The sequence below is a fragment of the Pseudarthrobacter quantipunctorum genome, assembly GCF_045291495.1.
In the GTDB taxonomy this organism is placed as follows: domain Bacteria; phylum Actinomycetota; class Actinomycetes; order Actinomycetales; family Micrococcaceae; genus Arthrobacter; species Arthrobacter quantipunctorum.
In genome coordinates, this window is sequence record NZ_CP148033.1 from 3,562,886 (window position 1) to 3,585,523 (window position 22,638).

Here is a 22,638-nt window from a genome sequence, read left to right on the forward strand (position 1 = left end):
TGCCTAGCTCAAAACGTCCTTGGTGACGAAACGCCCGTAGGCGAGGGCACCGAACACGGCAACGTATCCCGCCTGCAGCAGCGCATTGCTGGCGAAGGAGTCCCACAGCACCGGCTGCCGGAGCAGGTCCCCGAACCCCAGCCAGTAGTGGCTGAACAGCCACGGGTGAAGCCATTCGAGCTGCGGCAGCTGGTCCAGGACCTGGGAAACCACCGAGAGCACCACCGTGGCAGCCATGGCGCCCACCGGCACCACGGTCAAGGTGGAGAGGAAGAGCCCTATGGCGGACAGCCCGGCCAGGGAGACGGCCAGGTACGCCGAGATCAGGAGGAGCCGGAGCACAGCCTCCGGCGGCTGGATGACATCCCCTGACAGCAAGGTCACCGGGCCCACGGGGAAAAGGGCTGCACCGATGGCGGCACCGGCGATCGCAACACTGAGGGGTGCGGCCAGGCAGAACGCCAGGGCGCCGGCGTATTTCACCAGGAGCAGACGGACCCGTCCCGCCGGCGCAACCAGCAGGTACCGCAGCGTTCCCAGGTTGGCCTCGCCCGCGATGGTGTCACCCGCCACCACACCCACCGTCAGCGGCAGGAACAGCGGGACGGAGACCAGCATTGCGGTGAACGCGACGAACAGTCCGTTCTGCGTGATCCGGTCCAGGAAGGCCGGGCCGCGCCCGGGGGGAACCGCCGAGGAGACCCTCACAGCCACCGCGATCAGCACCGGAATGGCGGCCAGCGCGAGCAGCAGCGCCCAGGTCCGGCGACGGCGGAAAAGGACCGCGATTTCGGACAGCAGGAGTGACATCCGGGCTCCCCGCGGCCCTGCCACGGCCGCCATGCCCTCCGCCTTCGGCTTCACGCTACTGGGCAACGTCGAACCCCTCCCCCGTCAGTTCAACAAACCGGTCTTCGAGGCTCTCCCGTTCCACCGCGAAACCGCGGACGCGGACCCCTGCCTTGACGAGCTCCGCCACGATGTCTTCCGGGGCGGGATGCGGGGCAGCGGCCTCCGGTGGCAATCCCGGCTTCGCCAGTGCCGCCACCACCACTTCCCCGTCCGGTTGGTGTGCTCCTGCTTCCGGCGACAGCCCCAGCGTTGCCAGGACCGCCGACGCCGGGCCGGGGTCCGGGGTGAGCAGGCGCAGGCGCGAGCTCCCGGACCGCCGCAGTTCGGCGAGCGGGCCTTGCGCCACCAGCCGGCCGGCGCTCATGACGGCCGCGTGGGTGCAGATCTGTTCAACTTCGGCGAGCAAGTGGCTGGAAACAAAAACGGTGGTTCCGTCTGCCGCCAGGGACCGGACCAGGTTCCGCACTTCACGGGTGCCCTGCGGGTCCAGGCCGTTTGTGGGTTCGTCCAGCACCAGCAGTTCGCGGGGGGACAGGAGGGCGTTGGCGATGCCCAGCCGTTGCTTCATGCCGAGCGAATACGCGTGGACGCGCTTGCCGGCGGCGTGGCCAAGCCCTACCCGTTCCAGTGCCAGGCCCACCCGTTCCCGGCGCGTGGCGGGATCCGCGTGCCGGCCGGCGGAGTCGAGCCGGTGGAGGTTGGCAGTCCCCGAAAGGAATGGATAAAAGGCTGGCCCCTCCACGAGCGCCCCCACCCGTGGCAGGACATCCTGGAAGCTGCCGGGCATTTCCCTTCCCAGCAGCCTGACGGTCCCGGCTGAAGCGGCCGCGAGGCCCAGCAGCATCCGGATGGTGGTGGTCTTCCCCGAGCCATTGGGGCCCAGGAACCCGAAGACTGCCCCTGACGGCACCGCGAGGTCCAGGCTGTCCACGGCCACCTGCTGCCCGAAGCGCTTGGTGAGGCCCTGCGTCTCGATGGTCAGGCCGTACGTCCGTTGTCCCGGAACCTCCGCGGGTTCCGTCACGGGGCGGAGGATGCGGCTTGCAGCCTGTCCGCGGGGACCATGCCCGCATAGACGCGGCCGTCGTCGGTCAGCAGGACGTTGAAGAGTGCGCTGGAGAGCAGCCGTCCGCCAGGAACGACGACGGCGGCCTGGCCCAGCAGCGGGTTCTGCGCCAGCGCCGTGCTCAGCTTTTCACCGGCTCCGGTTTCCGCCGGCAGTTCCACAACGGTTTCCCAGCCGGTCCCGGCCAGGTAGGACCCGGCCTTGTCCTTGATACCGGCCGCAAGCTGTTCCGGATCGGTGTGCGCTCCCGGGTAGCCGGGGGATCCTTGGCCGGGGGCCTGGTGCGTTGGATGCTGGAGCTGCAGTTCTTCAACCGTGCTGCCCGGTGGCGGCACGAAGTTGAAGAGCGCGGCATCCGGTGCATCAAGCGACAGGCTGGTGAAGCCCGTCCTGAACGCAGGCTCTCCTGCCCCGCGTGCCGTCACCTCCACGGAGAGGGGCATGCCGGTTTCACCATCGACGGCGATGGAGATCATGCCCACCAACGTGTTGCTGGTGCGCGGCTCGAGGACCAGGTTATAGGCGGCGCGCCCGGCAACCTGGACGTCCGGGCCAACAGACACAGCAGTTGAGCTGTCTGCCGCGGCGAGGAACTTCACCGCGAGGTCCTGGGGCGTCGGCGGGACGACGTTGCTGTCGGGGCTGGTGCTTTCAGGGCTGGTGCCAGGCAGTGCCGGATCGCTCAGCGGAAGGTCGCGGGCGTGGGCCGGCAGCGTCAGGTGCGCTGTTGAGTTGTCCTTGGACGAGTAGAACCACACATCGTTGTCCCGCCGGATGACGTCCCGCTCGGCGAACCTGTCCACCACCTGGATGCGGACCTTGGACTTGCCGTTCATGAAAATCCTCGCCGTGTGCTCACCGGTGAGCATCTCCATGGCGGATGCGGCGGGGTCATCCGATGCGGAACCGGAACCAGGACCCGTTGCCGGCAGTTCCGGCAACCCCAGGTCGGAGGCCTGCTCAACAGTGCCCGAGAACGTGTGTGTCTTGTGGCCGGCCAGCAGGGCAAGAACATCGGCCGGGGTCTTGTCCGCCAGGGCGTCTCCGGCGCGTGCAGGGATGGATCCCACCAGCACGCCGGCGGCGATCACTGCCGGGGCGGCAAGCGCAGGAACCCACCGCAGCCACGCGCGGTTCCGGCGCTGAGTCGCGGCCCCCGTTCTGTGGGGCCCGCCCGTATTCGGATCGTTCATTGTCCGGCCGTCTCCTTGATGGGAGTCCATAGCTCAAGGGTACGCCTCGGTGCGGCTCCCCACACCTGCCTGCGGCGCAGTCCGGGGCAGCGGAGGCCTACCCGGGCACTACGGTTCCAGCGCCGCCGTCGACCGTTATTCTTTGTCCCGTGGCAATCCGGACCGTTGCCTCCGGGACCCCCACCACGGCCGGGATGCCGTACTCCCGGGCAACCACGGCGCCGTGCGAGTTGGGCCCGCCCATCTCCATCACCAGGCCGCCGGCTGTCAGGAACAAGGGAGTCCAGCCCGGATCGGTGGACGGGGCCACCAGGATCTCCCCCGGTTCGAGGTGGGCACCGACAGGGTCCAGGATGACGCGGGCCCGGGCGGTGGCTGATCCCGCTGACGCCGGGCTGCCGGACAGTGTGGCACTGCCCGCCGCACCGCCTGCGGCGGCGTACAGCATTTCGGGTTCGGTGCCGTCCGAGAGCAGGGCCCTGGGGATGTGGCGCCGGCCCAGCTCGCTGGCGTAAGCGCTGCGCCGTTCGACGACGAGTTCACGCAGTTCCCGGAGCCCGGACCCTTGTGGATCCGGGCTCCGGAGCGCCTGCCGGGCCTCCCCGAAGTCGAGGAAGAAGATGTCCCCGGGGCTGTCCAGCCTGCCGTCGGCTGCAAGCCCGGCTCCCACCAGGGCCACCTGCTTCCGGACTTCCGCCAGTCCCAGGACCAGCTGGTATTTGGGCAGTTCCCGCAGTCCGGCGTACAGCCTGGTCCGGCGGAGGGCTGCACCCACCAGCAGCCCGCGGACCCGGCCCCGGCGGCGTGCTTCCGCAACCAGTTGCTGCACCGCGGCCTCGGCCTCAGCCTGGGCGCGGCTGAACTGGACGTCCGGCGCCATGGCGGGATCCGTGAGGCGCAGGTAGTTGGCCAGGACGCCCAGGATGTGCGTGGGATCATCGGACCACCGGGGCATGCCCACATCGATTTCGGCCACGGCCCGCTGCCCGTAGCGTTCGAGGAACCGCACCAGCCCTGCGTGCAGGGCAGGGGGCAGGGTGCCGTTCCTGAACTCCACCGCGAGCGCGGACGGTTCCCGAGCCTCCAGTGCGGTTCGCGAGTCCCTGTCGTCCTTTGCTGCCGAGGCAAGGCGCCACAGCTCGAGGTCCATCTCGGTGGTCACGTTGCCCGGCAGGCCGCGGAGCACCTTCTCCAGGTCCTTCCGGCGGTCCTGTCCTCCGAGCAGCCTTCCCGCCAGCCACAGCATCGCGAATCCCACCGCGGGCAGGGGCAGGACGGCGGGCACAATCGCAAAGAGCCTGACTCCCAGGAGCCGCTCGGCGTGGTCGAGCCTTGCAAGGTGATCCGCTCCTCCCCCGAGCTCCAGGTCTTCGGCATAGTGCCGGGTGAAGGAGTCCAGACGGTGGAGCGCCGCCCGGGGCCGGAACAGTGCCCGGAGCGCGGTCCCCGGCACCCGGGCCCCCGCAGCTGCCGGCAGGACATGCCGCAGGAACCCGAACGGCGTCCTGCGCGTCACCGAAAATTCAGGGTCGTCAAAAACCTGGCGAACCACCGCGGCGGACCTGGCCTCCATAAAATCGAACACCCGGGGGAGGATGCGTCGGCCCACACTGCTCCGGACCGGCGTGGTGAGGTCAACGTAGATGCGCTGGGCGGCCTCCGCATACGGCGGCGGGCCCTGCCGGGGCTCCGGAACAGGGAACCCGGCGGCTTTCGCCACCGAGGAAGCAATGAGCCGCAGCGACGCCAGCCCCATGGGGGTCAGCGGGCGGGTGAGGCCCTGGGCCAGGCTGAAGCACATGTACAGCCGGGGCCCCGGACCTGCAGACCGGCGCTGCGGAACCGGATACAGCGTGGTGATAGGCCTGGACTGCGTCAGCCAGAGGGCACCCCCGGCGTCGATGGCCCACTCGGTATCCTGTGGCGAGCCGAAATGCCGTTCGGCCTGCATCCCCAGGGCTGCAAGCCGAACGGCCTGCTCATCCGTAAGGCTGGAACCCTCCACCTGGCCGGGCACATCCAGCCTTTCCGTTCCGCCGCCCGGACGCGGGCGCACCACGATGCGTTTGTCTCCCAGCTTTCGCTCCAGGACCCGTCTTTTTTCCGTGTCCACCACAAAGTGGTCCGGATTGACGGCTCCGGACACTACGGCCTCACCGAGCCCCGGGGCCGCATCGATAACCGCTTCCCGACGCCTGCCGGTCAGCGGGTTGGCCGTGAACATCACCCCCGCCGCTTCGGCGTCAACCATCCGCTGGACCACGACGGCGAGGGCTACTTCGTGGGGCGCGATCCCCAGCGCCGCGCGGTAAGCGACTGCGCGGTCCGTCCACAGGGAGGCCCAACAGTTGCGGACGGCGTCCAGGACGGCGCCGCTGCCCACCACGTTCAGGTAGGTGTCCTGCTGGCCCGCGAAACTCGCGAACGGAAGGTCTTCGGCGGTGGCGGAGGACCTCACCGCCACCGCCGCGCCCTCGCCCAGGGTTGCGTACGCCTGCTCCACGGCGGCTGCGGTCCGCGGCGGAACCGGAAGGGCGCGGATGGCCTCGCGTGCCCTTCCTGCCACGACGGCGAGCTGGGCGGTCCCGCCCGGATCGGAAGGCTGCATTCCGGCCTGGAGACGGCCGAGTTCCGCAAGCACACCGTCCCGGACGGTCCCGGCAGCCTCCCGGTAGGCCACCGTGGTCAGGCAGAACCCATCGGGTACCGGCAGTCCCGCAGCCACCAGCTCACCGAGGTTGGCCGCCTTGCCTCCCACGAGGGGCAACATACTGCCCTCGATCTGGCTGAGGCGCAGAATCAGCGCGGGGGCGGAGTTCCCGTCCGATGGGCGGGAGTCATGCGTGCCGTTTGCTGTGCTTTCCGGGCGGTCGGCGGCCATGGTGACGCTCCCTGCGGCTGGGTGCGGTCAGGCTGCCCCGAGTACGGGCCCAAACCGGGCCCGGTCCGCCAGTCGCGGGTCCTCCCGGTCAGGTACCACCATGACCGGGCCCTTGGCGTGGTGGAGGACCCCGTCCGACGTTGATCCCAGGAGCATCCCGGTGAAGCCGCCGCGGCCGCGGGTACCCACCACCACAAGCTCCACGTGGCGGCTGGCGTCCACCAGGACGTCCACAGGCGAGCCGTCCCTCAACTCGGACTCGGTGGGGAGGTTCGGGTAGTGGCTGCGAAGCCATGCCATTCCCGCGTCAAGGGTCACCTGGATGTCGGCGAACAGCGCCTTGCGGTCCATGGGGGCAGGAACCCACGCCAGGGAACCGCTGTATTGGGGCACCGCGCAGACCACGCGCAGGGTGGCACCCAGCCGCTCGGCCTGGGCTGCGGCCTCCAGAACGGCCACCCTTGCCTGCTCCGAACCGTCCACGCCCACCACCACAACGTTATCCACACGCTGGTGGCCCGCCTTGGCCTGCTCCGCCTTGATGTGCCGGTCCTCGGTTGTCTCGCCAAGCCGGTCGGAGCAGACCAGCGGCACCGTCACGGTAGGGCATTTGGCGTGGGCCGGCAGTGCGCTGCTCACCGAACCGAGGAGCCGGCCCACAAAGCCGCCGCGGCCGCGGGTACCGAACACCAGGAGCTCGGCAGTATGGGACATCTCCAGCAGCACGCCGGAGGCGTCGCCGTTCTCCACAGACGCGGTGGCGTCGATGTCGTAGGTGGCCACCTTCTCCAGGGCCTGCTTGGCAATCGCCTCCGCGCCTTCGCGAATGACGGAGTCGTCCACAGTGGCGTAGCCGCCGTCCAGGCCCGAAGCCGCAAAGATCGGGACGGAATAGGCGGTGACGATATGCAGCGGACGACGCCGGCGCTGGGCCTCGCGCGCCGCCCACACCAGTGCGCACTGGCCGTGGTCCGAACCGTCCACGCCGACAACGATTCCCTCGGGAGCGGCAGGACTGCCGCCGTCCTGCGGGTCCGGATGCAACTCTTGTGCGCCCATGGGGCCGCCTCCTCGCGATACTGCCTGATGTTGCGGCTATTCTGCCAGAAGCGGGCCGTTCCCCGTGCACCCGAACCCCTGCCTGAGCTGGGAAGAAAGGCTTGCTTCCGGTTCTCACTATTCTCCGTAGGCACTGCCTTAGCAAGCCTCTTCGGTCCGGGGAAACGGCGCTTGTCCACAGGCGGTGGGCAGTCTCCGGGAAAGCGCCTTCACCCGGCTGAAATTGTTTCGGGATTGGGCTATCCCTGGCCGCGAATCTTCTGTAGTCTTCAGGACATTGTTGGTCCGGGACGCCTACTGCCTCTTTCCGTCAGAGCTGCCCGGCCACGCACTGCGGCCGGACTTTGGGGGTAACGGGACGCGCGCGGGCGAGGACGCCCGCACCTGCCGAAACTTCGAAGGAGGGAAACTGTAGTGTCAAGCATGCCTGGGAATGCCGGGACCGAACAGACCACCACAGTCATTATTGGCACGGGCCTGTCCGGCCTCGCCGTGGCTGCCGAGCTGTGCCGCCGTGGCGTGGATTCGATAGTGGTGGACGGACTGGACCTCCTGGGCGCTGCACAACCGGCCAACACAGCTTCCCTTCAGCGGTGCGATGCGGCGGACTCCGTCAACCTTCGCGAACGCAACGAAATCCTGCGGCACCTGCGGAACTATGCCGCCAGCCACGACGTCGACGTCCGCAACACCACCCGCGCCATCCAGCTGACCATGGTGAACGGCGGCTCCCCGCTTGCTTCGGCCCCGCAGTGGGAAGTGCACACGCCCACCGGAATCCTGGTGGCGGACCACATTGTCCTGACCCGTTGCGCCCACAGCCAGCTCCGGCGCATGGTCAATGACTTCGGCATGGCTGTGGGCCGGAACCTCACCGCAGCCATGCGGGCCATCGGAATCTACCTGGTGGGCGTGGGCGAGCTCATCACGCCCTCACCCAAGGAAGTCCTGCGGCAGGCCAAGACAGTCGGCCAGGCGATCTCCGCCAGGGTGCACCCGGAGAGCGTGGCTTATCCCGCCACCGGGAGCTTTGCGGCCCTGTCCTGCTAGCGCCGCCCAGCGTCCCTGCCGGCGGTCCCGCCGGCACCTGTCACCGTTCGTCGTCCGAGCCCGCCGCGAGCCGGCGCCGGGCCAGGATGGCAAGGGTGGCCAGCAGCCCCACCGCCACGATGGCAAAAATAACGATGCTCCACTGGAACGGCTCCCCGGATCCCACCTGTTCAGGCTCGCCCGTGGTGCCCGGCTGGGCCGTCCCCATGGCGGGAGCGGTGCCTGTGCCGGCGCCGGCGGCGGGGGCTGTACCGGCCGCCGTCGGACTCCCTGCGGCCGCTGGACTTGTAGCCGGCGCTGGACTTGTAGCCTGCACGGCACCCTGCCCGGCCGAGGCGGCCGTAAAGGCGAACGTCCCCTCAATGGGGTGCGAGTCGGCGCTGACCACGCGCCAGGCCACCGTGTACTCCCCCGCCGGGCCTCCGGCCTTCAGCTTCTGGGATGCCACGTTGTCCACGATGTCCACGGGTCCCTCCGCCCACTCGGTGCCGGCGGTGTCCTTGACGGAGAACGCGGCGCCGATGCCCAGCGGGTTGTTGTTGAAGGTCACAGAAACCTGTTCGGGCGGGGCGGGCACCGACGCGCCGGCGGCGGGGCTGCTGGATTCCGCGGCATCATGCGCGGCGGCGGGACCGGCGAGGCCCAGCACCGCGGCGGCGAAAACGAGGAGCCCGGGCCCCAGGGTCAGGATCTGGCGGATGGGACGCATGCTGTGGCTGCTCCTTGTGTTGGCTTCCTTACAGACTAGGCGAAAATGCCTGCCGCCCAGCCGCCGCCCCCATAGGATGCAGGTATCCCCACAGACTTCCCCGGAGGACTAATGCTTAAGCAAGGCTCTGCCCTGGACCGGTACTTCAAGATCACCGAGCGCGGTTCCAACCTTTCCCGTGAGATCCGCGGCGGCTTCGCCACGTTCTTCGCCATGAGCTACATCGTGGTGCTGAACCCCCTGATCCTCTCCGGTCCGGACTCCAGCGGCACCACCCTGGGGTTCACCGCCGTTGCCGCCGTGACCGCCTTCGTGGCAGGCATCCTGACCATCCTGATGGGAGCCTGGGCAAAGCACCCCTTCGCGCTTGCCACCGGCCTGGGCGTCAACGCGTTCGTGGCCGTCACCGTGGCCACCAACCCGGGACTGACCTGGCCGGACATGATGGGCCTGGTGGTGCTCTCCGGCGTCACCATGCTGATCCTGGTCCTCACCGGATTCCGCACCGCGGTGTTCAAGGCCGTTCCGGACGGGCTCAAGACCGCCATCGTGGTGGGCATCGGCCTGTTCATCGCGCTGATCGGCCTGGTCAACGCCGGCTTCGTCCGCCGCATCCCGGATGTCGCCGGCACCACCGTGCCCGTTGGACTCGGCTACGACGGCAAGCTCCTGGGCTGGCCCACGGCCGTGTTCATCTTCGGCCTGATCCTGACCATCGCCCTGGTGGTGCGCAAGGTCAAGGGCGCCATCCTGATCGGCATCATCACCTCCACCATCATCTCGGTGCTCCTGGAGATGACCCTGCACATCGGACCGAGCTTCGACGGCAAGACCTCCAACCCCCAAGGCTGGTCCCTGGTGGCGCCGACCTTCACCGGCTGGGCCGCCCCGGACCTTTCCCTGATTGGCAAGGCAAACCCGTTCGGCGCCTTCGAGCACCTGGGCTTCGTTGCCGCCACCCTGCTCGCCTTCGTCATCCTCCTGAGCATCTTCTTCGATGCCATGGGGACCATGGTGGGCCTGGCCAACGAGGCCGGAACAGTCGACGAACACGGCAACATCCCGGACGTCGACCGCGTGCTGCAGGTGGATGCCCTCGGCGCGATCGTGGGCGGCGGCGCTTCGGTTTCCTCCAACCAGATCTACGTGGAAGCCGGCGCCGGAATCGGCGAAGGTGCCCGCACGGGCGTGGCCTCGATCGTCACCGGGCTGCTGTTCCTGGTGGCCATGTTCTTCACCCCGCTCATCAACCTGGTGCCCTTCGAAGCGGTGGCCCCGGCCCTGGTGGTGGTGGGCTTCATGATGGTGTCCCAGGTGGGCAGGATCGACTGGCAGGACTGGGGCATTGCCATCCCGGCCTTCCTGACCTTCACCCTCATGCCGTTCACGTACTCCATCGCCAACGGCCTGGGCGCCGGCTTCATCGCCTTTGTCCTGATCCGCACCGTCCAGGGCAGGGTCAAGGAGATCCACCCGCTCATGTGGGCCGTTGCGGGTGCGTTCCTGCTGTTCTTCGCCGTAGGTCCCATCGAGGCGGCACTCGGAATGTAGCCCGCGGCCCCGGCTGCAGAAAAACCCAGGCCTGGCGCCTTACACGGGAGTGTTCGGCGCCAGGCCTTCATCACCGGTCAACGCGCGGGCTTTCTTTTCCCGGAGCTTGTCCAGGCGGTTCATGAGCGGCGAGGTGGTGGCGCCATGGATCACGATGGACAGCGCCACCACCAGCCCCACAAAAGCCCACAGCTCCTCCGCCTGGCCGGCGAACTCGCCTTTGCCCAGCGCATAGGAGAGGTAGTACAGCGAGCCGATCCCCCGGATCCCGAAGAACGAGAGGGCGATCCGTTCGCGGGGACCGGTCTTGCCGCCCAGCAGCCCCACCCAGCCTGCCAACGGCCTCACCAGCACCAGGAAGGCCAGTGCCACCAGCACCTCGGCCCAGCCGATCCCGGCAAGCAGCCCCCGGGCAATCGCGCCGCCCAGCAGGACCAGGATCACCACTGTCATGAGCCGTTCCAGCTGCTCCACATAGGAGTGCAGCACCCGGTGGTAGCCGTGGGTGTGCTCAGCGGCACGGATGGTCACGGCGCAGACAAACACCGCGATGAAACCGTAGCCCTCGATCATCTCGGTGGCGCCGTAGGCCAAGAAGGTTGCGGCGAGCGCCACGAAGCCCTCCGAATGGTTGGACAGCCGGAGGCTGTCAACGCGGGCAGAGAAAAACAGCCGCGCCAGGAGCTTGCCGGTGAGGAACCCCAGCAGCAGCCCGATGGCCAGCCGCCACAGGACGTCCACCCCAAACCATTCCGGGAACCAGGCCCCCGGGGATGAACCCACGATGCTGATGGCGATGGCCAGGTAGACAAAGGGGAACGCCAGCCCGTCGTTGAGGCCGGCTTCGGACGTGAGGCCAAAGCGGACCTCATCTTCCTTGTCCGCGCCCTCTTCCTCGTCCGCTGGCTCGCCCACCTGCACTTCGGAGGCCAGGACCGGGTCCGTGGGTGCCAGGCTGGAGGCCACCAGCAGGGCAGCGCCGAGGCCCAGGCCCAGGAACCACAGGCCCAGCAGGGTCAGGGCGACGATGCACAGCGGCATGGCGATTCCCAGGAGCCGCCAGGTGGTGGCCCAGCGCTTGCGGCCCACGGGACGGTCCAGGGCAAGCCCGGCGCCCATCAGCGAGATGATGACGCAGATCTCCGTCAGGTGCACCACAAAGTCGCTGTGCGCCATGGGGTCCGGGTCCGGAAGCGTTGGAATCAGGGCGAACGCCGCCATGCCGGCGCCAAGGAAAACCATGGGCATGGAGAACGGCATGTTGCGCAGGAGCTTCGGGAGGACAGCTGCGGTAAACACGGCCGCGCCGGCGGCAGCAAAGAGGATGCTGGGGGCTTCAAACACGGGACTGTTCTCCGGCCTAAATCTGATGCGCCGTCCGGCGCAAAAGGTGATGGGGTCCCCCGGGGGGAAGGGATTGCTCCACAATAGCCCCTGCCGCCCGCAGTCGATGACGATCTTGAATTCCAGACAGGGCGGCGGCGGTGCTGCTGGTTTTCGCCGCCCGCATGCAGTGAGCTTGGAGCATGGCCCTTCCGATCCCTGCCGTTGACCTCCCGCCCCAGCCCTGGAAGGGGAGGTACGACGGCGACGACGCCGCACACCGCCGCTGGTGGCAGGCAGTTGCTGCGTACGACGGCGGGACAGCAGGTACCGGCGCGGAGGGCCTGATGGGGGGTGCGGGTGGGGATTCCAAGCCCGCGGCCCTGCTGGGCTTCGCCAGCGATGAGGGGGTGCGCCGGAACAAGGGCCGCACTGGCGCGGCGGCCGCACCCGCGGCGATCCGCAAGGCGCTGGGCCCCCTTGCGTTCCATCTGGACCGGGCCGTGCACGACGCCGGGGATGTGGTGGTGTCAGGCGGTGACCTTGAGTCCGGCCAGGAACGCGCCGGCCGGGCCGTGGTGGCACTGCTCGACGCCGGACACCTGACCGCGGTGCTGGGCGGCGGCCACGAAACCGCCTTCGCGAGCTACCTGGGGGTGGCCGCCTCCGAGGCGGTCCGGGGCGGGAAGCGGCTGGGCATCCTGAACCTTGACGCCCACTTCGACCTGCGGAAGGAACCGTTGGCCACGTCCGGCACGCCGTTCCTGCAGATGGCCCTTGCGGAAGCGGCCGCCGGGCGCGACTTCCGCTACGCCGTCGTCGGAATTTCCGAACCCAACAACACGCGGGCACTTTTTGACACGGCGCGGGCGCTCGGCGTGCGCTACCTGCTGGACGAGGACTGCGAGGCCGACCGTGTCCGCGCCTTCGTGGCCGGGTTCCTTGACGGGATTGATGTGCTCTACCTGACCATCGACCTTGACGTGCTGCCGGCCGGCGTGGCCCCGGGCGTCAGTGCGCCGGCGGCGTACGGCGTTCCCCTTCCGGTTATCGCCGCGGTGTGCCGGCAGGTGGCCTGGAGCGGGAAGCTGCTGCACCTGGACATTGCAGAGCTGAACCCCGCCCTCGACGTCGACGGCCGGACCGCCCGGGTGGCGGCGCGGCTGCTGGACACCCTGCTGCGCTGATCCAACGCACGGCACGGCTCCCAAAAAAGTAAGTATGCTGTCTATTATTGGACCATTACCGACGGAAAGGAGCGGGCCCAATGCGGCGCCGAGGAATGATGGCAGGCCTGCTGCTCGCCGTCTTGATGGTCCTGTCCGGCTGCGGATCCAGCTTCCCGGCCGACCCTGAGGGGACCCTGGAGAATGTGCGGGGCGGAACCCTCCGCGTGGGCGCCAGCATGAATGGCGACTGGGTGCGGATTAACGCTTCGGGCAGCGGCGGGCTCAGCAGCAACGACGTCCAGGGCACGGAAGCGGAACTGGTGAAGGACTTCGCAGCCCGGCTTGGGGCGGAGATCGAGTGGGTGGCAGGAACAGAACAGGTCCTGGCCGATGAACTCAAGCACGGCGGGCTGGATCTGGTGATCGGCGGCCTGGACGACAAAACACCCTGGGTGACCCACGCCGGAACGACCCGGCCCTACGCGGAATCCCGGGACGGGCGTGGAAGCCTCCACAAGCACGTCATGCTGGTACCGCTCGGCGAGAACGCCTTCCTGCTTGAACTGGACAAGTACCTGATGGAAGTGAAGGCAGAGCAATGACAGACCTTCGAAGCGGCGGCACCGTACGGTTCGGGCACACCGAACTTCCGGCGGAGCAGCGGGATGCGCTGCGCAAGGCCGCCAGGCTCGAGTGGGCCACCATGGGTTTCCTGGCTGTGACCACCACCCTGGTGTTCCTGGTGCTGGGCAACTCGCAGGCCATGAAGGCGGCCTGGATCGAGGACCTCCTCTCCTTTTTGCCGCCCATCTCCTTCCTCATTGCAGCCCGCATCATCCGGAAGCCGCCGTCGGAGGACCACCCCTACGGCTACCACCGGTCAACGGGGGTGGCGCACCTGGTGGCGGCTGTTGCCCTGACGGTCATGGGCGGCTACCTCCTGGTGGAGTCCGGGCTCGGCCTGCTGAAGGCCGAGCATCCCACCATTGGGGGCATCGAACTTTTCGGCAGCACCATCTGGCTGGGCTGGCTCATGATGGCCGTTATGTTACTCACCGCTGCCCCGCCGGTGTTCCTGGGCAGGGCCAAGATGAAACTCGCCGAGAAACTGCACGACAAAGTGCTGTACGCGGACGCGGACATGAACAAGGCGGACTGGATGACCGCCGTTGCGGCGGTGGCTGGCGTCGGCGGAATCGGCCTTGGGCTGTGGTGGGCGGACTATGCCGCGGCACTGCTGATTTCTGCCAGCATCCTCCACGACGGATTCAAGAACACCCGCGCCGCCGTCTCCGCACTCATGGACAAGCGGGCCATGACCTACGACGACGGCGAACCGCATCCGCTGGGCCGGCAGGTGGACGCCTACCTCCGCAGCCTGGACTGGGCAGCCGAGGCGAGGTCGCGGATCCGCGATGAAGGACATGTTTTCCACATTGAGTCCTTCGTGGTTCCGGCCGGGGGTGCCGTGCCGTCGCTGGAACAGCTGGAGGCAGCACGCAAGGACTGCGTGGCCATGGACTGGAAGGTGCAGGACATGGTGATCATTCCGGTGGCGGAACTGCCCTCGGAGTTCCTCCCGGGCCCCACCTCCGGCGGCGAGCACTGAAGGCCGGCTAAAGGCCCTTGAGGACGTAGCGCCGCTCGGGACGCCCCACCCCGTACTTGAGCCTCACGTCCAGGGTCCCTTCATCGTGCAGGTACTCCAGGTAGCGCCGGGCGCTGACCCGGGACGTTCCCAGCTGTTCGGCCACCTCGGCCGCAGAGAGATCCCCCGCCGCGGCGTTCAGGGTGGCCTCCACGAGCTTCAGGGTCTCGATGCTGCAGCCCTTGGGAAGCGGCCGCTCGGTCCGGTCCAGGCCGAACACCCGGTTGACGTCCGACTGCTCAGCCACATCCTTGGCTGAATCCAGCCCCTGGTACGCACTGCGGTAATGCTCCAGGCGCTCCTGCAGGTCCGACTGGGAAAACGGCTTGATCAGGTAGTGCACAATTCCGCCGCGGAGGGCCTTGCGCACGGTCTCCACCTCGCGGGCCGCACTGATCACCAGCACGTCCAGCTCCGGGGCAACGTCCCGCAGCCGGTGCATCAGGTCCAGCCCGTTGATGTCCGGAAGGTGGATGTCCAGCAGCACCAGGTCCGGCTTCAGCCGTTCCGTCTCGATCACCGCCTGGGCACCGGTGTGGGCCACGCCCACCACGGCGAAGCCGGGTGTCCGCTGGATGAACCCGGCGTGGACCTTGGCCACCATGAAGTCGTCGTCGACGATCAGCACCTTGATCATGGCTGCGTTGCACCTCTTTTGAATCGTGCGGTGAAGACTGCTCCGTTGCTGTTGGCCACGGTGAGGTCCCCGCCGGAGCGCCGGCAGACCACCCGGGAGAGCGCCAGCCCGAAGCCGCGGCTCTCCGACGGGCCGGCTTCCTTCGTGGAGAACCCCTGGCGGAAGATGTCCTCGACGGCCTCGTCCGGAACGCCGGGACCGGAGTCCCGGACCGTGACGGTGACATGGTCCCTGCCATCCTCCACCAGGACCCTGACGGCTGCCTCCGGAAGCCCCGTGACGGCGTCGAACGCGTTGTCCACCAGGTTCCCCACAACGGTGGCGAGGTCCCGGGACAACTCATCGCTGACCGGTCCCAGTGCAGACTGCGGGTCAAGCTGCAGTGCCACGCCGCGCTCGGTGGCAAGGCTGGACTTGGCAATCAACAGGGCGGCGAGCGCGGGGTCCTGGATCCGGCTGGTCACTTCATCGTTTAGCCTGGTCCGGTCCACCGTAGCGCCGTTGACGAACTGCACCACGGAATCGTACTCGCCGATCTGGATCAGGCCGGAAATCACGTGCAGCTGGTTGGCGAACTCGTGGGCCTGCGCGCGCAGCGTGTCCGTGGCAGTCCGGGTGGCACCCAGCTCACGCTCCAGGGAGGACAACTCTGTCCGGTCCCTCAGGGTTGTCACCGAGCCGATGTTGCGGCCGCGGGAGCGGATGGGAACACGGTTGAGCACCACCAGCCGCTCCCCCACCAGCACCAGCTGGTCCGGATCCGGCTGGTCGCGGGTAAGGACCACCTTGAGCGCCGGGTCCACCGGAAGGGAAGCAAGTTTCCTGCCCACGCAGTCCGGCGGCAGGCCCAGCAGTTCCCGGGCACTGTCGTTCGCAACCGTGACGCGCTCGTGCGGATCCAGCGCCACCACGCCTTCCTTCAGTCCGTGCAGCATGGCCTCGCGGTTTTCCACCAGCCCGGTGATCTCGCTCGGTTCCATCCCCAGGGTCTGGCGTTTGACCCGCCGGGACAACAGCAGGGAGCCCGCCACGCCCAGGACGCTGGCCACGCCGAGGTAGGTCAGGAGGTTGGGGACGGCGTCGCCCAGCCGTTCAAGGGTGGACGGGTAGTTGCGGCTGATCGATGCGATGCCGATCATCTTTCCCGAATCGTCAAGGACGGGAACATGGGCGGACAGGACGGCAGTTCCGCTCTTGTCCAGCACGCCGGTCCACGCCCTGCCCTCCATCACCCTGCTGGCTCCGAGTTCCAGGGGCTGGCCCAGCAGTCCCGGATCGGAAGCGGCAACCACCGTCCCGTCCAGCTTCGCCAGGGTGACGTGCGACGATCCCGAGACGGTTCGGACGGACTCGGCCACCGCCGGCAAGGCGGACCCCACCCGAGGCTGCGCCTCGGGCAGCAAAGCCCGTACGGTCGGGTTGTTGCCGAGCGCCTCGGCGGCGGAGAGCGCCCTCCTGCCCTCGGTGCGCTCAAAGGCGGCAGCGGACTGGGCCAGGGAGATGGCAACCACGGCCACGAGCACTGCCAGGACGATCAGCAACTGGAGCACAAGGTACTGCCCGGCGAGGGACATTCCTCTTCGTCGCGTCACTGCGTGGATTCCTTTAGTGGTGGTTCGGGTGCCTGGGCGCAGGCACAGGGAAGTGCGCTGCCCGCCCCCTCCCGGCGTACCGGAACTATACCGCAGCCTGCGGGACAGTCAGCGGAGACCGCCGTCGTCCTCTTTCCCGCCACTCCCGCGGGCTGCGCTCGAGCCTGCTCCCGGATTCCCGCCCGCGCGGTGCAGCAGCACCAGCCGGGTTGCATGGAATGTGATGAAACCGGCGCCGGCCAGGATGAACAGCGCCTCCAGCCAGCCGGCCCGTCCCTCTGCAACCCGCATGGCTGCCGGCACCAGCGCCAGCAGGACCACCGCCATGCCCATCCATGCTGCCGGCGCGGTTCCGTAACGCCCGCCTCGCTCCGCCATGTCAATCCCCACATTCCGTAGCCGGCTTCCAGCCTAAAGCGCGATGCACACCGGGGCGAAAGGCGATGTGAACCGGGGCGTGGTGGGGAGCCGGAAACGTGAACGCAATGAACTTAACTTTCTCTGCGTACACAAGAGTGATCGCCGTCACGGCCGGGCCTAGCATCGAAGGACAGATCAGGTCCGCTGATCATCCTGTAGAGAATTGCATTACTGAGAAGAGGAACACCATGCGCCAGATCCGCGCATTGCGAGTTGCCGCCGTCGCCGCCGGCATCGCCCTGATGGCCACCGGCTGCGGTGCCACCGGGAAGAGCTCCACCGGTTCGGAAAGCTCCGGCGCCGCCGCCGGACCCATCACCGGACTGCAGATCATGGTCCCCAACACCCCGGGCGGCGGCTACGACACCACCGCACGCGCCGCAGCGAAGGTCCTCGACGACGAGAAGATCTCCACCAACACGGAGGTCTTCAACCTCGCCGGTGCTGGCGGAACCGTGGGCCTGGCCCGCGTGGTCAACGAAAAGGGCAACGGCGACCTCACCATGCTGATGGGGCTGGGCGTCGTTGGAGCCAGCTACACCAACAAGTCCGAGTCCAAGCTGACCGAGACCACCCCGCTGGCCCGTCTGATCGAAGAGCCGGGCGCGATCATGGTCAGCAAGGATTCCCCCTACAAGACCATCGACGACCTGGTATCGGCCTGGAAGGCCGACCCGGCTTCCATCTCCGTAGGCGGCGGCTCCTCGCCGGGCGGCCCGGACCACCTCCTGCCCATGCAGCTGGCCGGCGCTGTGGGCATTGACGCCACCAAGGTGAACTTCGTTTCCTACGACGGCGGCGGAGACCTCCTGCCCGCGATCCTCGGCAACAAGCTTGGCTTTGCCGCTTCCGGTGCCGGCGAGTACCTGCAGCAGATCGAATCCGGCGAAGTGCGCGTGCTGGCAACCAGCGGCGCGGAGCGCCTGGAGGGTGTGGACGCCCCCACGCTGAAGGAATCCAACATCGACCTGGTGTTCACCAACTGGCGCGGCATCGTGGCCCCTCCGGGCATCAGCGACGAGGACAAGGCTTCCCTGATCGCCGCCCTTGAGGAGATGCACGCAACCGAAGGCTGGAAGGAAGCGCTGAAGACCCACAGCTGGACCGACGCCTTCATCACCGGCGACGAGTTCGAGACGTTCCTCACCGAGCAGGACAAGCGGGTGGCGGACGTCCTGACCAAGCTTGGGTTGGCGTGAGCTCCCTGACCACAGGCCTTAAAGGCCGCGCCGAGCTGGGGGTTGCCCTCCTGCTCGGCGCGGTTGGCGTCCTTGTCTTCCTGGACGCCAACGGCCTGGTAACCCCGTACTCCCAGTCGGACCCGGTTGGTCCCAAAACGGTCCCGTTCATCGTGGCCGGTTTGCTGGTTGCCTGCGCAGTGCTGCTGGCCATCAACGTGATCCGGGGCGGCCAGGGCGAAGCGGAGGGCGGCGAGGACATCGACCTCACCCACCCTGCCGACTGGAAGACCATCCTGCCCCTCGCGGGCGCTTTTATCCTGAACATCCTGCTCATCGACTGGGCCGGCTGGGTCATCTCCGGCACCGTCCTGTTCTGGGGCAGCGTCCTGGCACTGGGCAGCCGCCGCTACATCCGTGACGGGCTCATCTCCGTGGCCCTGTCCCTGCTGACCTTCTACGGCTTCTACCTCGGGCTGGGCATCGCACTGCCCGCCGGACTCCTGGAAGGAATCCTCTGATGGACGTCTGGTCCTCACTGATGGACGGTTTCGCCACCGCCCTCACCCCCATGAACTTCCTCTACGCCGTCATCGGCGTCATCCTGGGCACCGCCGTCGGCGTCCTGCCCGGCCTCGGCCCGGCCATGACCGTGGCCCTGCTCCTGCCGGTCACCTACGCCCTGGAACCCACCAGCGCCTTCATCATGTTCGCCGGCATCTACTACGGCGGCATGTACGGCGGCTCCACCACCTCGATCCTGCTCAACACACCCGGTGAATCGTCCTCGGTGGTGACGGCGATCGAAGGCAACAAAATGGCCAAAGCGGGGCGGGCCGCACAGGCGCTTGCGACGGCGGCCATCGGCTCGTTCATCGCCGGCACCATCGGCACCGCGCTCCTGGCCGTCTGCGCCCCCATCGTGGTGGAATTCGCCGTCAGCCTGGGCGCTCCCAGCTACTTCGCCATCATGGTCCTGGCCCTGCTGGCCGTCACAGCCGTACTGGGTTCATCCCGGCTCCGCGGCTTCTCCTCACTGGCCCTCGGCCTGGCCATCGGCCTGGTGGGCATCGACTCCGTCACCGGCCAGCGCCGCCTGACCTTCGGCCAGCCGCTGCTCGCGGACGGCCTGGACATCGTTGTGGTGGCAGTGGCCATCTTCGCAGTGGGCGAAGCCCTGTGGGTTGCCGCGCACCTGCGCCGCACCCCCCTGCACGTCATCCCCGTCGGCAGGCCCTGGATGGGCAAAAAGGACTGGAGCCGTTCCTGGAAGCCCTGGCTTCGCGGCACCGCCTTCGGGTTCCCTTTCGGCGCCCTTCCCGCCGGCGGCGCGGAAATCCCCACCTTCCTGTCCTATGTGACAGAGAAGCGGCTCAGTAAGCACCCCGAGGAGTTCGGCAAGGGCGCTATCGAGGGCGTCGCCGGTCCGGAAGCTGCCAACAACGCAGCCGCCGCCGGAACCCTGACCCCCATGCTGGCGCTGGGCCTTCCCACCAACGCCACTGCCGCCGTCATGCTGGCAGCCTTCACCTCCTACGGCATCCAGCCGGGCCCGCAGCTGTTTTCCAGCCAGGGACCCCTGGTCTGGGCGCTGATCGCAAGCCTGTTCATCGGCAACCTGCTGCTCCTGCTGATCAACCTGCCGCTGGCTCCCCTGTGGGCCAAGCTCCTGCAGCTGCCCCGGCCGTACCTGTACGCCGGCATCCTGTTCTTCGCCACCCTGGGCGCCTACTCGGTTAACCTGCAGGCCTTCGACCTTGTTCTCCTGCTGGCGCTGGGCGCACTGGGATTCATGATGCGCCGGTTCGGGCTGCCCGTGCTGCCCCTGATCCTTGGCGTCATCCTGGGGCCCCGGATCGAAGGACAGCTGCGCAAGAGCCTGCAGCTCAGCGCCGGTGACCCGGCAGGGCTCTGGAGCGAGCCGATCGCCGTCGTTGTTTACATCATCGTGGCGCTGATCCTTGCTTGGCCGTTCATTTTCAAGCTGGTCCGGCGCAACCGGCCCGTCCAAGCTGCACCTGCCGACGCGCCTGCAAGCTCGGACGGATCCCTGCGCTCGGCCCCCGAGGCCACCTCCGCGCCGCGCGAAGCCGGCGGAACCGTGAGCCACGGCAGCCACCGGGCCGACGGCGGGAGCCACAGCGGCGGCGACGGGGGCGACGGCGGCGGCGGCAGCGACTAAGCCACGGCGCCCGCCCTTCGACCACCAGACACCACTAACTAAGGAACAGTCATGACGATCGTTGTGGGATACGTCCCTACCCCCGAGGGCGAAGCAGCTCTGACCCAGGCCATCCACGAAGCCCGGAAGAGCAACACCAGACTCCTGGTGATCAACTCCTCAAAGGGTGACGCCCTGGTGGACAACCGCTACGCCCAGGAGCCGGAGATCCAGAGCATCGAGGACCGGCTGGCCACCCAGGGCATCGACCACGTGATCAAGCAGCCGGTCCGTGGACACGATGCCGCAGCGGAGGTGCTGGATGCCGCGGAGGAAAACAACGCGGAACTGATTGTGATCGGCCTGCGCCGCCGGACTCCGGTGGGCAAGCTCATCATGGGCAGCGTATCCCAGCGGATCCTGCTGGAAGCCGACTGCCCGGTCCTCGCCGTGAAGGCTGGCTAACTGCCGGACTCTCCAGCGCGGAACAGCTCAAGGCGTTGGCGCCCCAGCCCCACGACCTCTACCTCCACCACGTCACCCGGCTGGAGGTAGGGGAAGCGGCCGCTGAGCGCCACGCCTTCCGGCGTTCCGGTCAGGACAACGTCCCCTGGCTCCAGGCGCATGTACTGGCTGCAGTGGTGGACAAGCGTGGCGGCATCGAAGATGAGCTCTGAGGTTTTGGAGTCCTGGCGCGGCTCCCCGTTGACCCAGCTCCGCAACCGCAGGTTCCCGCCGTCGATCTCGTCTGCCGGAACCAGCCACGGGCCCAGCGGCGTGGAGCCGGGGAGGGACTTGCCCTTGGTCCACTGGCCGGCCGCCCCGGGGAGCTGGTACTCACGCTCGGAGAGGTCGTTGGCGGTGACATAACCGGCGATGCAGTCCTCCGCCTCCCTTACGGATTCCAGGTAGCCGGCTTCCCTGCCGATGACGATTCCCAGCTCCACCTCCCAGTCGTACCTGCTGGAGTTGGGCGGAACGGGTGCAGGATCGAACGGCCCCGCAACAGTATTGCTCGGCTTGAGGAACACCACCGGAACTTCCGGGGGCGGGGAACCTGACTCGGCAGCATGCGCGGCGTAGTTCATCCCGATACCCACTACCGAGCCGGGCCTGGCAAGCGGAGGCCCGATCCGGAGCGTCTCGGCTCCTTGCAGTTCCGGCAGCAGCCCGGCTTCCAGCGCGTGGCGGACCTTGCCCGTTCCTCCGGAGGCCAGAAACGCTCCGTCCACGTCCTGGGTCAGCGGCAGCAGGCTGTAGTACCGGCCGGGCCCGCCTGCGGACGGCACCATAACGGCCGGCTGTTCCCTGCCGATTTCACCCAGGCGCATGATTTTCATCCGGTCCTCCTTCGAGCTGACGTTGCACGTTCAAACCCATGGTTGCTGATGCGCCGGCCTGCCGCCAACGCGCCCCATTGTGACTGGAAGGCCCGCTTCTCCTGCCGCCTGGGAAGAGCTCGTCGACACTCCAAAGGGCAGACATCTGACATTTACACGGGGTAGCGGGTATGATTGGGATGCCCTCAGGCATGGAACACAGAAAGTTTGGACATGACTACAGCAACCATGGAACGCGTTAGCGCCGATTCCTCCCCCGCCGACGCTCCGGCACTCCGGTCGATCGACCTGGAGTTCTCCACGGCGGGCGACGTCCACACGGGCCTGGAAGAGGCAGTTGCGGAACTTATTGAGGTTGCCGCCCAGGACGCGTCCTGCGGCATCCTGGTGACCAGGCTGCACCCCGGCCGCTACACCGTGGCGCTGGATGAATCGGTCCCCTTCGGCGAGACCTACGAGGCCATCGCCGCCTGACAGTTTGCGTAGGACGCCTCTCCTCGCATAGACAAAAGTCCCCGCCGCTGCATCTGCAGCGGCGGGGACTTTTGTACCTGCGGTTACCGGGGCTGTCAGCCGCGGCGGACCTGCACGCCGTCGGACTTCAAAAAGAGCTGCTTTTCGGACGGACCAGCCGGCACAAGCCACAGAACGTTTCCGCTCTGCGACACTTCTTCCACCTCCCCGGTGGCCACCACATGCGCCTGCTTGATGATCTCGACGCGTTCCCCGGCCTGGAGTCCCCTCCAGTCGGAAATAACGGCGGAATGGGCATTGCGCCTCGACAGGACTGCCCCACGTGCTTTCATTTG

Annotated in this window: 22 protein-coding genes; 10 read left to right on the top strand and 12 right to left on the bottom strand. The window is 67.8% G+C overall.

Annotated features, from left to right (window positions below; translation table 11 throughout):
• Positions 1-3: 3 nt before the first annotated feature.
• From WHH00_RS16215 to WHH00_RS16235, 5 genes are all read right to left on the bottom strand, one after another.
• On the bottom strand, positions 4-843 hold the full coding sequence (locus WHH00_RS16215; protein ID WP_406634359.1) for an ABC transporter permease: 840 nt from the start codon (positions 841-843) through the stop codon (positions 4-6).
• 22 nt (positions 844-865) lie between these two features.
• Positions 866-1,876, bottom strand: coding sequence for an ABC transporter ATP-binding protein (locus WHH00_RS16220; RefSeq protein ID WP_406634361.1), 1,011 nt, complete (start codon positions 1,874-1,876; stop codon positions 866-868).
• Positions 1,873-3,111, bottom strand: a complete 1,239-nt coding sequence (locus tag WHH00_RS16225; protein ID WP_406634363.1) for a LolA family protein — start codon at positions 3,109-3,111, stop codon at positions 1,873-1,875. Before WHH00_RS16225 ends, WHH00_RS16220 begins: the two co-directional genes overlap by 4 nt.
• A gap of 97 nt (positions 3,112-3,208) precedes the next feature.
• Positions 3,209-5,992, bottom strand: a complete 2,784-nt coding sequence (locus tag WHH00_RS16230; protein ID WP_406634365.1) for a PEP/pyruvate-binding domain-containing protein — start codon at positions 5,990-5,992, stop codon at positions 3,209-3,211.
• 27 nt (positions 5,993-6,019) lie between these two features.
• Positions 6,020-7,051, bottom strand: coding sequence for a universal stress protein (locus WHH00_RS16235; protein ID WP_406634367.1), 1,032 nt, complete (start codon positions 7,049-7,051; stop codon positions 6,020-6,022).
• 423 nt (positions 7,052-7,474) lie between these two features.
• Between WHH00_RS16235 and WHH00_RS16240 the strand changes: the two genes are divergently transcribed.
• Positions 7,475-8,101 (top strand): FAD-dependent monooxygenase, encoded by a 627-nt coding sequence (locus tag WHH00_RS16240; RefSeq protein ID WP_350001576.1) that lies wholly within the window; start codon positions 7,475-7,477, stop codon positions 8,099-8,101.
• Positions 8,102-8,141: 40 nt separating this feature from the next.
• Here WHH00_RS16240 and WHH00_RS16245 read toward each other — a convergent pair whose 3' ends face one another.
• Positions 8,142-8,810: a copper resistance protein CopC gene (locus WHH00_RS16245; RefSeq protein ID WP_406634369.1), complete on the bottom strand. Its 669-nt coding sequence runs from the start codon at positions 8,808-8,810 to the stop codon at positions 8,142-8,144.
• 111 nt (positions 8,811-8,921) lie between these two features.
• Here WHH00_RS16245 and WHH00_RS16250 point away from each other — a divergent pair, with 111 nt between their 5' ends.
• Positions 8,922-10,361 carry an NCS2 family permease gene (locus tag WHH00_RS16250; protein ID WP_066273499.1) on the top strand — a complete coding sequence of 480 codons (1,440 nt, stop codon included), beginning with the start codon at positions 8,922-8,924 and terminating at the stop codon, positions 10,359-10,361.
• Between the two features lie 39 nt (positions 10,362-10,400).
• On the opposite strand, the gene WHH00_RS16255 is transcribed toward WHH00_RS16250, so the two are convergent.
• Positions 10,401-11,705 (bottom strand): cation:proton antiporter, encoded by a 1,305-nt coding sequence (locus tag WHH00_RS16255; RefSeq protein ID WP_406634371.1) that lies wholly within the window; start codon positions 11,703-11,705, stop codon positions 10,401-10,403.
• Between the two features lie 182 nt (positions 11,706-11,887).
• On the opposite strand from WHH00_RS16255, the gene hutG reads away from it, so the two are divergent.
• From hutG to WHH00_RS16270, 3 genes are all read left to right on the top strand, one after another.
• Positions 11,888-12,871, top strand: a complete 984-nt coding sequence (gene hutG / locus WHH00_RS16260; protein ID WP_406634373.1) for a formimidoylglutamase — start codon at positions 11,888-11,890, stop codon at positions 12,869-12,871.
• 80 nt (positions 12,872-12,951) lie between these two features.
• Positions 12,952-13,455 (top strand): transporter substrate-binding domain-containing protein, encoded by a 504-nt coding sequence (locus WHH00_RS16265; protein WP_406634375.1) that lies wholly within the window; start codon positions 12,952-12,954, stop codon positions 13,453-13,455.
• Positions 13,452-14,462: a cation diffusion facilitator family transporter gene (locus WHH00_RS16270; protein ID WP_231456186.1), complete on the top strand. Its 1,011-nt coding sequence runs from the start codon at positions 13,452-13,454 to the stop codon at positions 14,460-14,462. Before WHH00_RS16265 ends, WHH00_RS16270 begins: the two co-directional genes overlap by 4 nt.
• Positions 14,463-14,469: 7 nt before the next feature.
• Here the strand turns inward: WHH00_RS16270 and WHH00_RS16275 are convergent, their stop codons facing one another.
• The 3 genes from WHH00_RS16275 to WHH00_RS16285 all read right to left on the bottom strand — a co-directional run bounded on the left by WHH00_RS16275 (position 14,470) and on the right by WHH00_RS16285 (position 17,108).
• Positions 14,470-15,138, bottom strand: a complete 669-nt coding sequence (locus WHH00_RS16275) for a response regulator (protein WP_231456187.1) — start codon at positions 15,136-15,138, stop codon at positions 14,470-14,472.
• The gene (locus WHH00_RS16280; RefSeq protein WP_350001578.1) at positions 15,135-16,712 is read right to left on the bottom strand and encodes a sensor histidine kinase; all 1,578 of its coding nucleotides are present in this window, start codon (positions 16,710-16,712) and stop codon (positions 15,135-15,137) included. Before WHH00_RS16280 ends, WHH00_RS16275 begins: the two co-directional genes overlap by 4 nt.
• Before the next feature lie 126 nt (positions 16,713-16,838).
• The gene (locus WHH00_RS16285; protein WP_350000959.1) at positions 16,839-17,108 is read right to left on the bottom strand and encodes a hypothetical protein; all 270 of its coding nucleotides are present in this window, start codon (positions 17,106-17,108) and stop codon (positions 16,839-16,841) included.
• Positions 17,109-17,338: 230 nt separating this feature from the next.
• Here WHH00_RS16285 and WHH00_RS16290 point away from each other — a divergent pair, with 230 nt between their 5' ends.
• Genes WHH00_RS16290 through WHH00_RS16305 form a run of 4 tightly spaced genes read left to right on the top strand, consistent with a single transcriptional unit; the run spans position 17,339 to position 20,954 of the window.
• Positions 17,339-18,349 (top strand): Bug family tripartite tricarboxylate transporter substrate binding protein, encoded by a 1,011-nt coding sequence (locus WHH00_RS16290; protein WP_406634378.1) that lies wholly within the window; start codon positions 17,339-17,341, stop codon positions 18,347-18,349.
• Positions 18,346-18,849 carry a tripartite tricarboxylate transporter TctB family protein gene (locus WHH00_RS16295; protein ID WP_400517092.1) on the top strand — a complete coding sequence of 168 codons (504 nt, stop codon included), beginning with the start codon at positions 18,346-18,348 and terminating at the stop codon, positions 18,847-18,849. Before WHH00_RS16290 ends, WHH00_RS16295 begins: the two co-directional genes overlap by 4 nt.
• Complete coding sequence (locus tag WHH00_RS16300) at positions 18,849-20,510, top strand: tripartite tricarboxylate transporter permease (RefSeq protein ID WP_406634381.1); 1,662 nt, start codon at positions 18,849-18,851, stop codon at positions 20,508-20,510. Before WHH00_RS16295 ends, WHH00_RS16300 begins: the two co-directional genes overlap by 1 nt.
• 51 nt (positions 20,511-20,561) lie before the next feature.
• Entirely contained in the window at positions 20,562-20,954 is a 393-nt protein-coding gene (locus WHH00_RS16305) for a universal stress protein (RefSeq protein ID WP_231456192.1), read from the top strand.
• Here WHH00_RS16305 and WHH00_RS16310 read toward each other — a convergent pair.
• Positions 20,951-21,829, bottom strand: a complete 879-nt coding sequence (locus tag WHH00_RS16310; protein ID WP_406634383.1) for a fumarylacetoacetate hydrolase family protein — start codon at positions 21,827-21,829, stop codon at positions 20,951-20,953. The two genes, WHH00_RS16305 and WHH00_RS16310, sit on opposite strands and share 4 nt — an antisense overlap.
• A gap of 213 nt (positions 21,830-22,042) precedes the next feature.
• Here WHH00_RS16310 and WHH00_RS16315 point away from each other — a divergent pair, with 213 nt between their 5' ends.
• Positions 22,043-22,303, top strand: a complete 261-nt coding sequence (locus WHH00_RS16315) for a hypothetical protein (protein ID WP_350000967.1) — start codon at positions 22,043-22,045, stop codon at positions 22,301-22,303.
• A gap of 95 nt (positions 22,304-22,398) precedes the next feature.
• Here WHH00_RS16315 and WHH00_RS16320 read toward each other — a convergent pair whose 3' ends face one another.
• A complete protein-coding gene (locus tag WHH00_RS16320; protein WP_231456195.1) occupies positions 22,399-22,635 on the bottom strand; it encodes a hypothetical protein in 237 nt (78 codons plus the stop codon).
• Positions 22,636-22,638: the final 3 nt, after the last annotated feature.

Excerpts from the sequence above, each read along its gene's own strand:
- WHH00_RS16225 (WP_406634363.1), bottom strand. The coding sequence starts at position 3,111 with ATGAACGATCCGAATACGGGCGGGCCCCACAGAACGGGGGCCGCGACT.
- WHH00_RS16315 (WP_350000967.1), top strand. The coding sequence starts at position 22,043 with ATGACTACAGCAACCATGGAACGCGTTAGCGCCGATTCCTCCCCCGCC.
- WHH00_RS16215 (WP_406634359.1), bottom strand. The coding sequence starts at position 843 with ATGGCGGCCGTGGCAGGGCCGCGGGGAGCCCGGATGTCACTCCTGCTG.
- WHH00_RS16320 (WP_231456195.1), bottom strand. The coding sequence starts at position 22,635 with ATGAAAGCACGTGGGGCAGTCCTGTCGAGGCGCAATGCCCATTCCGCC.
- WHH00_RS16310 (WP_406634383.1), bottom strand. The coding sequence starts at position 21,829 with ATGAAAATCATGCGCCTGGGTGAAATCGGCAGGGAACAGCCGGCCGTT.
- WHH00_RS16305 (WP_231456192.1), top strand. The coding sequence starts at position 20,562 with ATGACGATCGTTGTGGGATACGTCCCTACCCCCGAGGGCGAAGCAGCT.
- WHH00_RS16230 (WP_406634365.1), bottom strand. The coding sequence starts at position 5,992 with ATGGCCGCCGACCGCCCGGAAAGCACAGCAAACGGCACGCATGACTCC.
- WHH00_RS16250 (WP_066273499.1), top strand. The coding sequence starts at position 8,922 with ATGCTTAAGCAAGGCTCTGCCCTGGACCGGTACTTCAAGATCACCGAG.
- WHH00_RS16300 (WP_406634381.1), top strand. The coding sequence starts at position 18,849 with ATGGACGTCTGGTCCTCACTGATGGACGGTTTCGCCACCGCCCTCACC.
- WHH00_RS16275 (WP_231456187.1), bottom strand. The coding sequence starts at position 15,138 with ATGATCAAGGTGCTGATCGTCGACGACGACTTCATGGTGGCCAAGGTC.
- WHH00_RS16290 (WP_406634378.1), top strand. The coding sequence starts at position 17,339 with ATGCGCCAGATCCGCGCATTGCGAGTTGCCGCCGTCGCCGCCGGCATC.
- WHH00_RS16270 (WP_231456186.1), top strand. The coding sequence starts at position 13,452 with ATGACAGACCTTCGAAGCGGCGGCACCGTACGGTTCGGGCACACCGAA.
- WHH00_RS16245 (WP_406634369.1), bottom strand. The coding sequence starts at position 8,810 with ATGCGTCCCATCCGCCAGATCCTGACCCTGGGGCCCGGGCTCCTCGTT.
- WHH00_RS16235 (WP_406634367.1), bottom strand. The coding sequence starts at position 7,051 with ATGGGCGCACAAGAGTTGCATCCGGACCCGCAGGACGGCGGCAGTCCT.
- WHH00_RS16265 (WP_406634375.1), top strand. The coding sequence starts at position 12,952 with ATGCGGCGCCGAGGAATGATGGCAGGCCTGCTGCTCGCCGTCTTGATG.
- WHH00_RS16285 (WP_350000959.1), bottom strand. The coding sequence starts at position 17,108 with ATGGCGGAGCGAGGCGGGCGTTACGGAACCGCGCCGGCAGCATGGATG.
- WHH00_RS16240 (WP_350001576.1), top strand. The coding sequence starts at position 7,475 with ATGCCTGGGAATGCCGGGACCGAACAGACCACCACAGTCATTATTGGC.
- WHH00_RS16280 (WP_350001578.1), bottom strand. The coding sequence starts at position 16,712 with ATGTCCCTCGCCGGGCAGTACCTTGTGCTCCAGTTGCTGATCGTCCTG.
- hutG (WP_406634373.1), top strand. The coding sequence starts at position 11,888 with ATGGCCCTTCCGATCCCTGCCGTTGACCTCCCGCCCCAGCCCTGGAAG.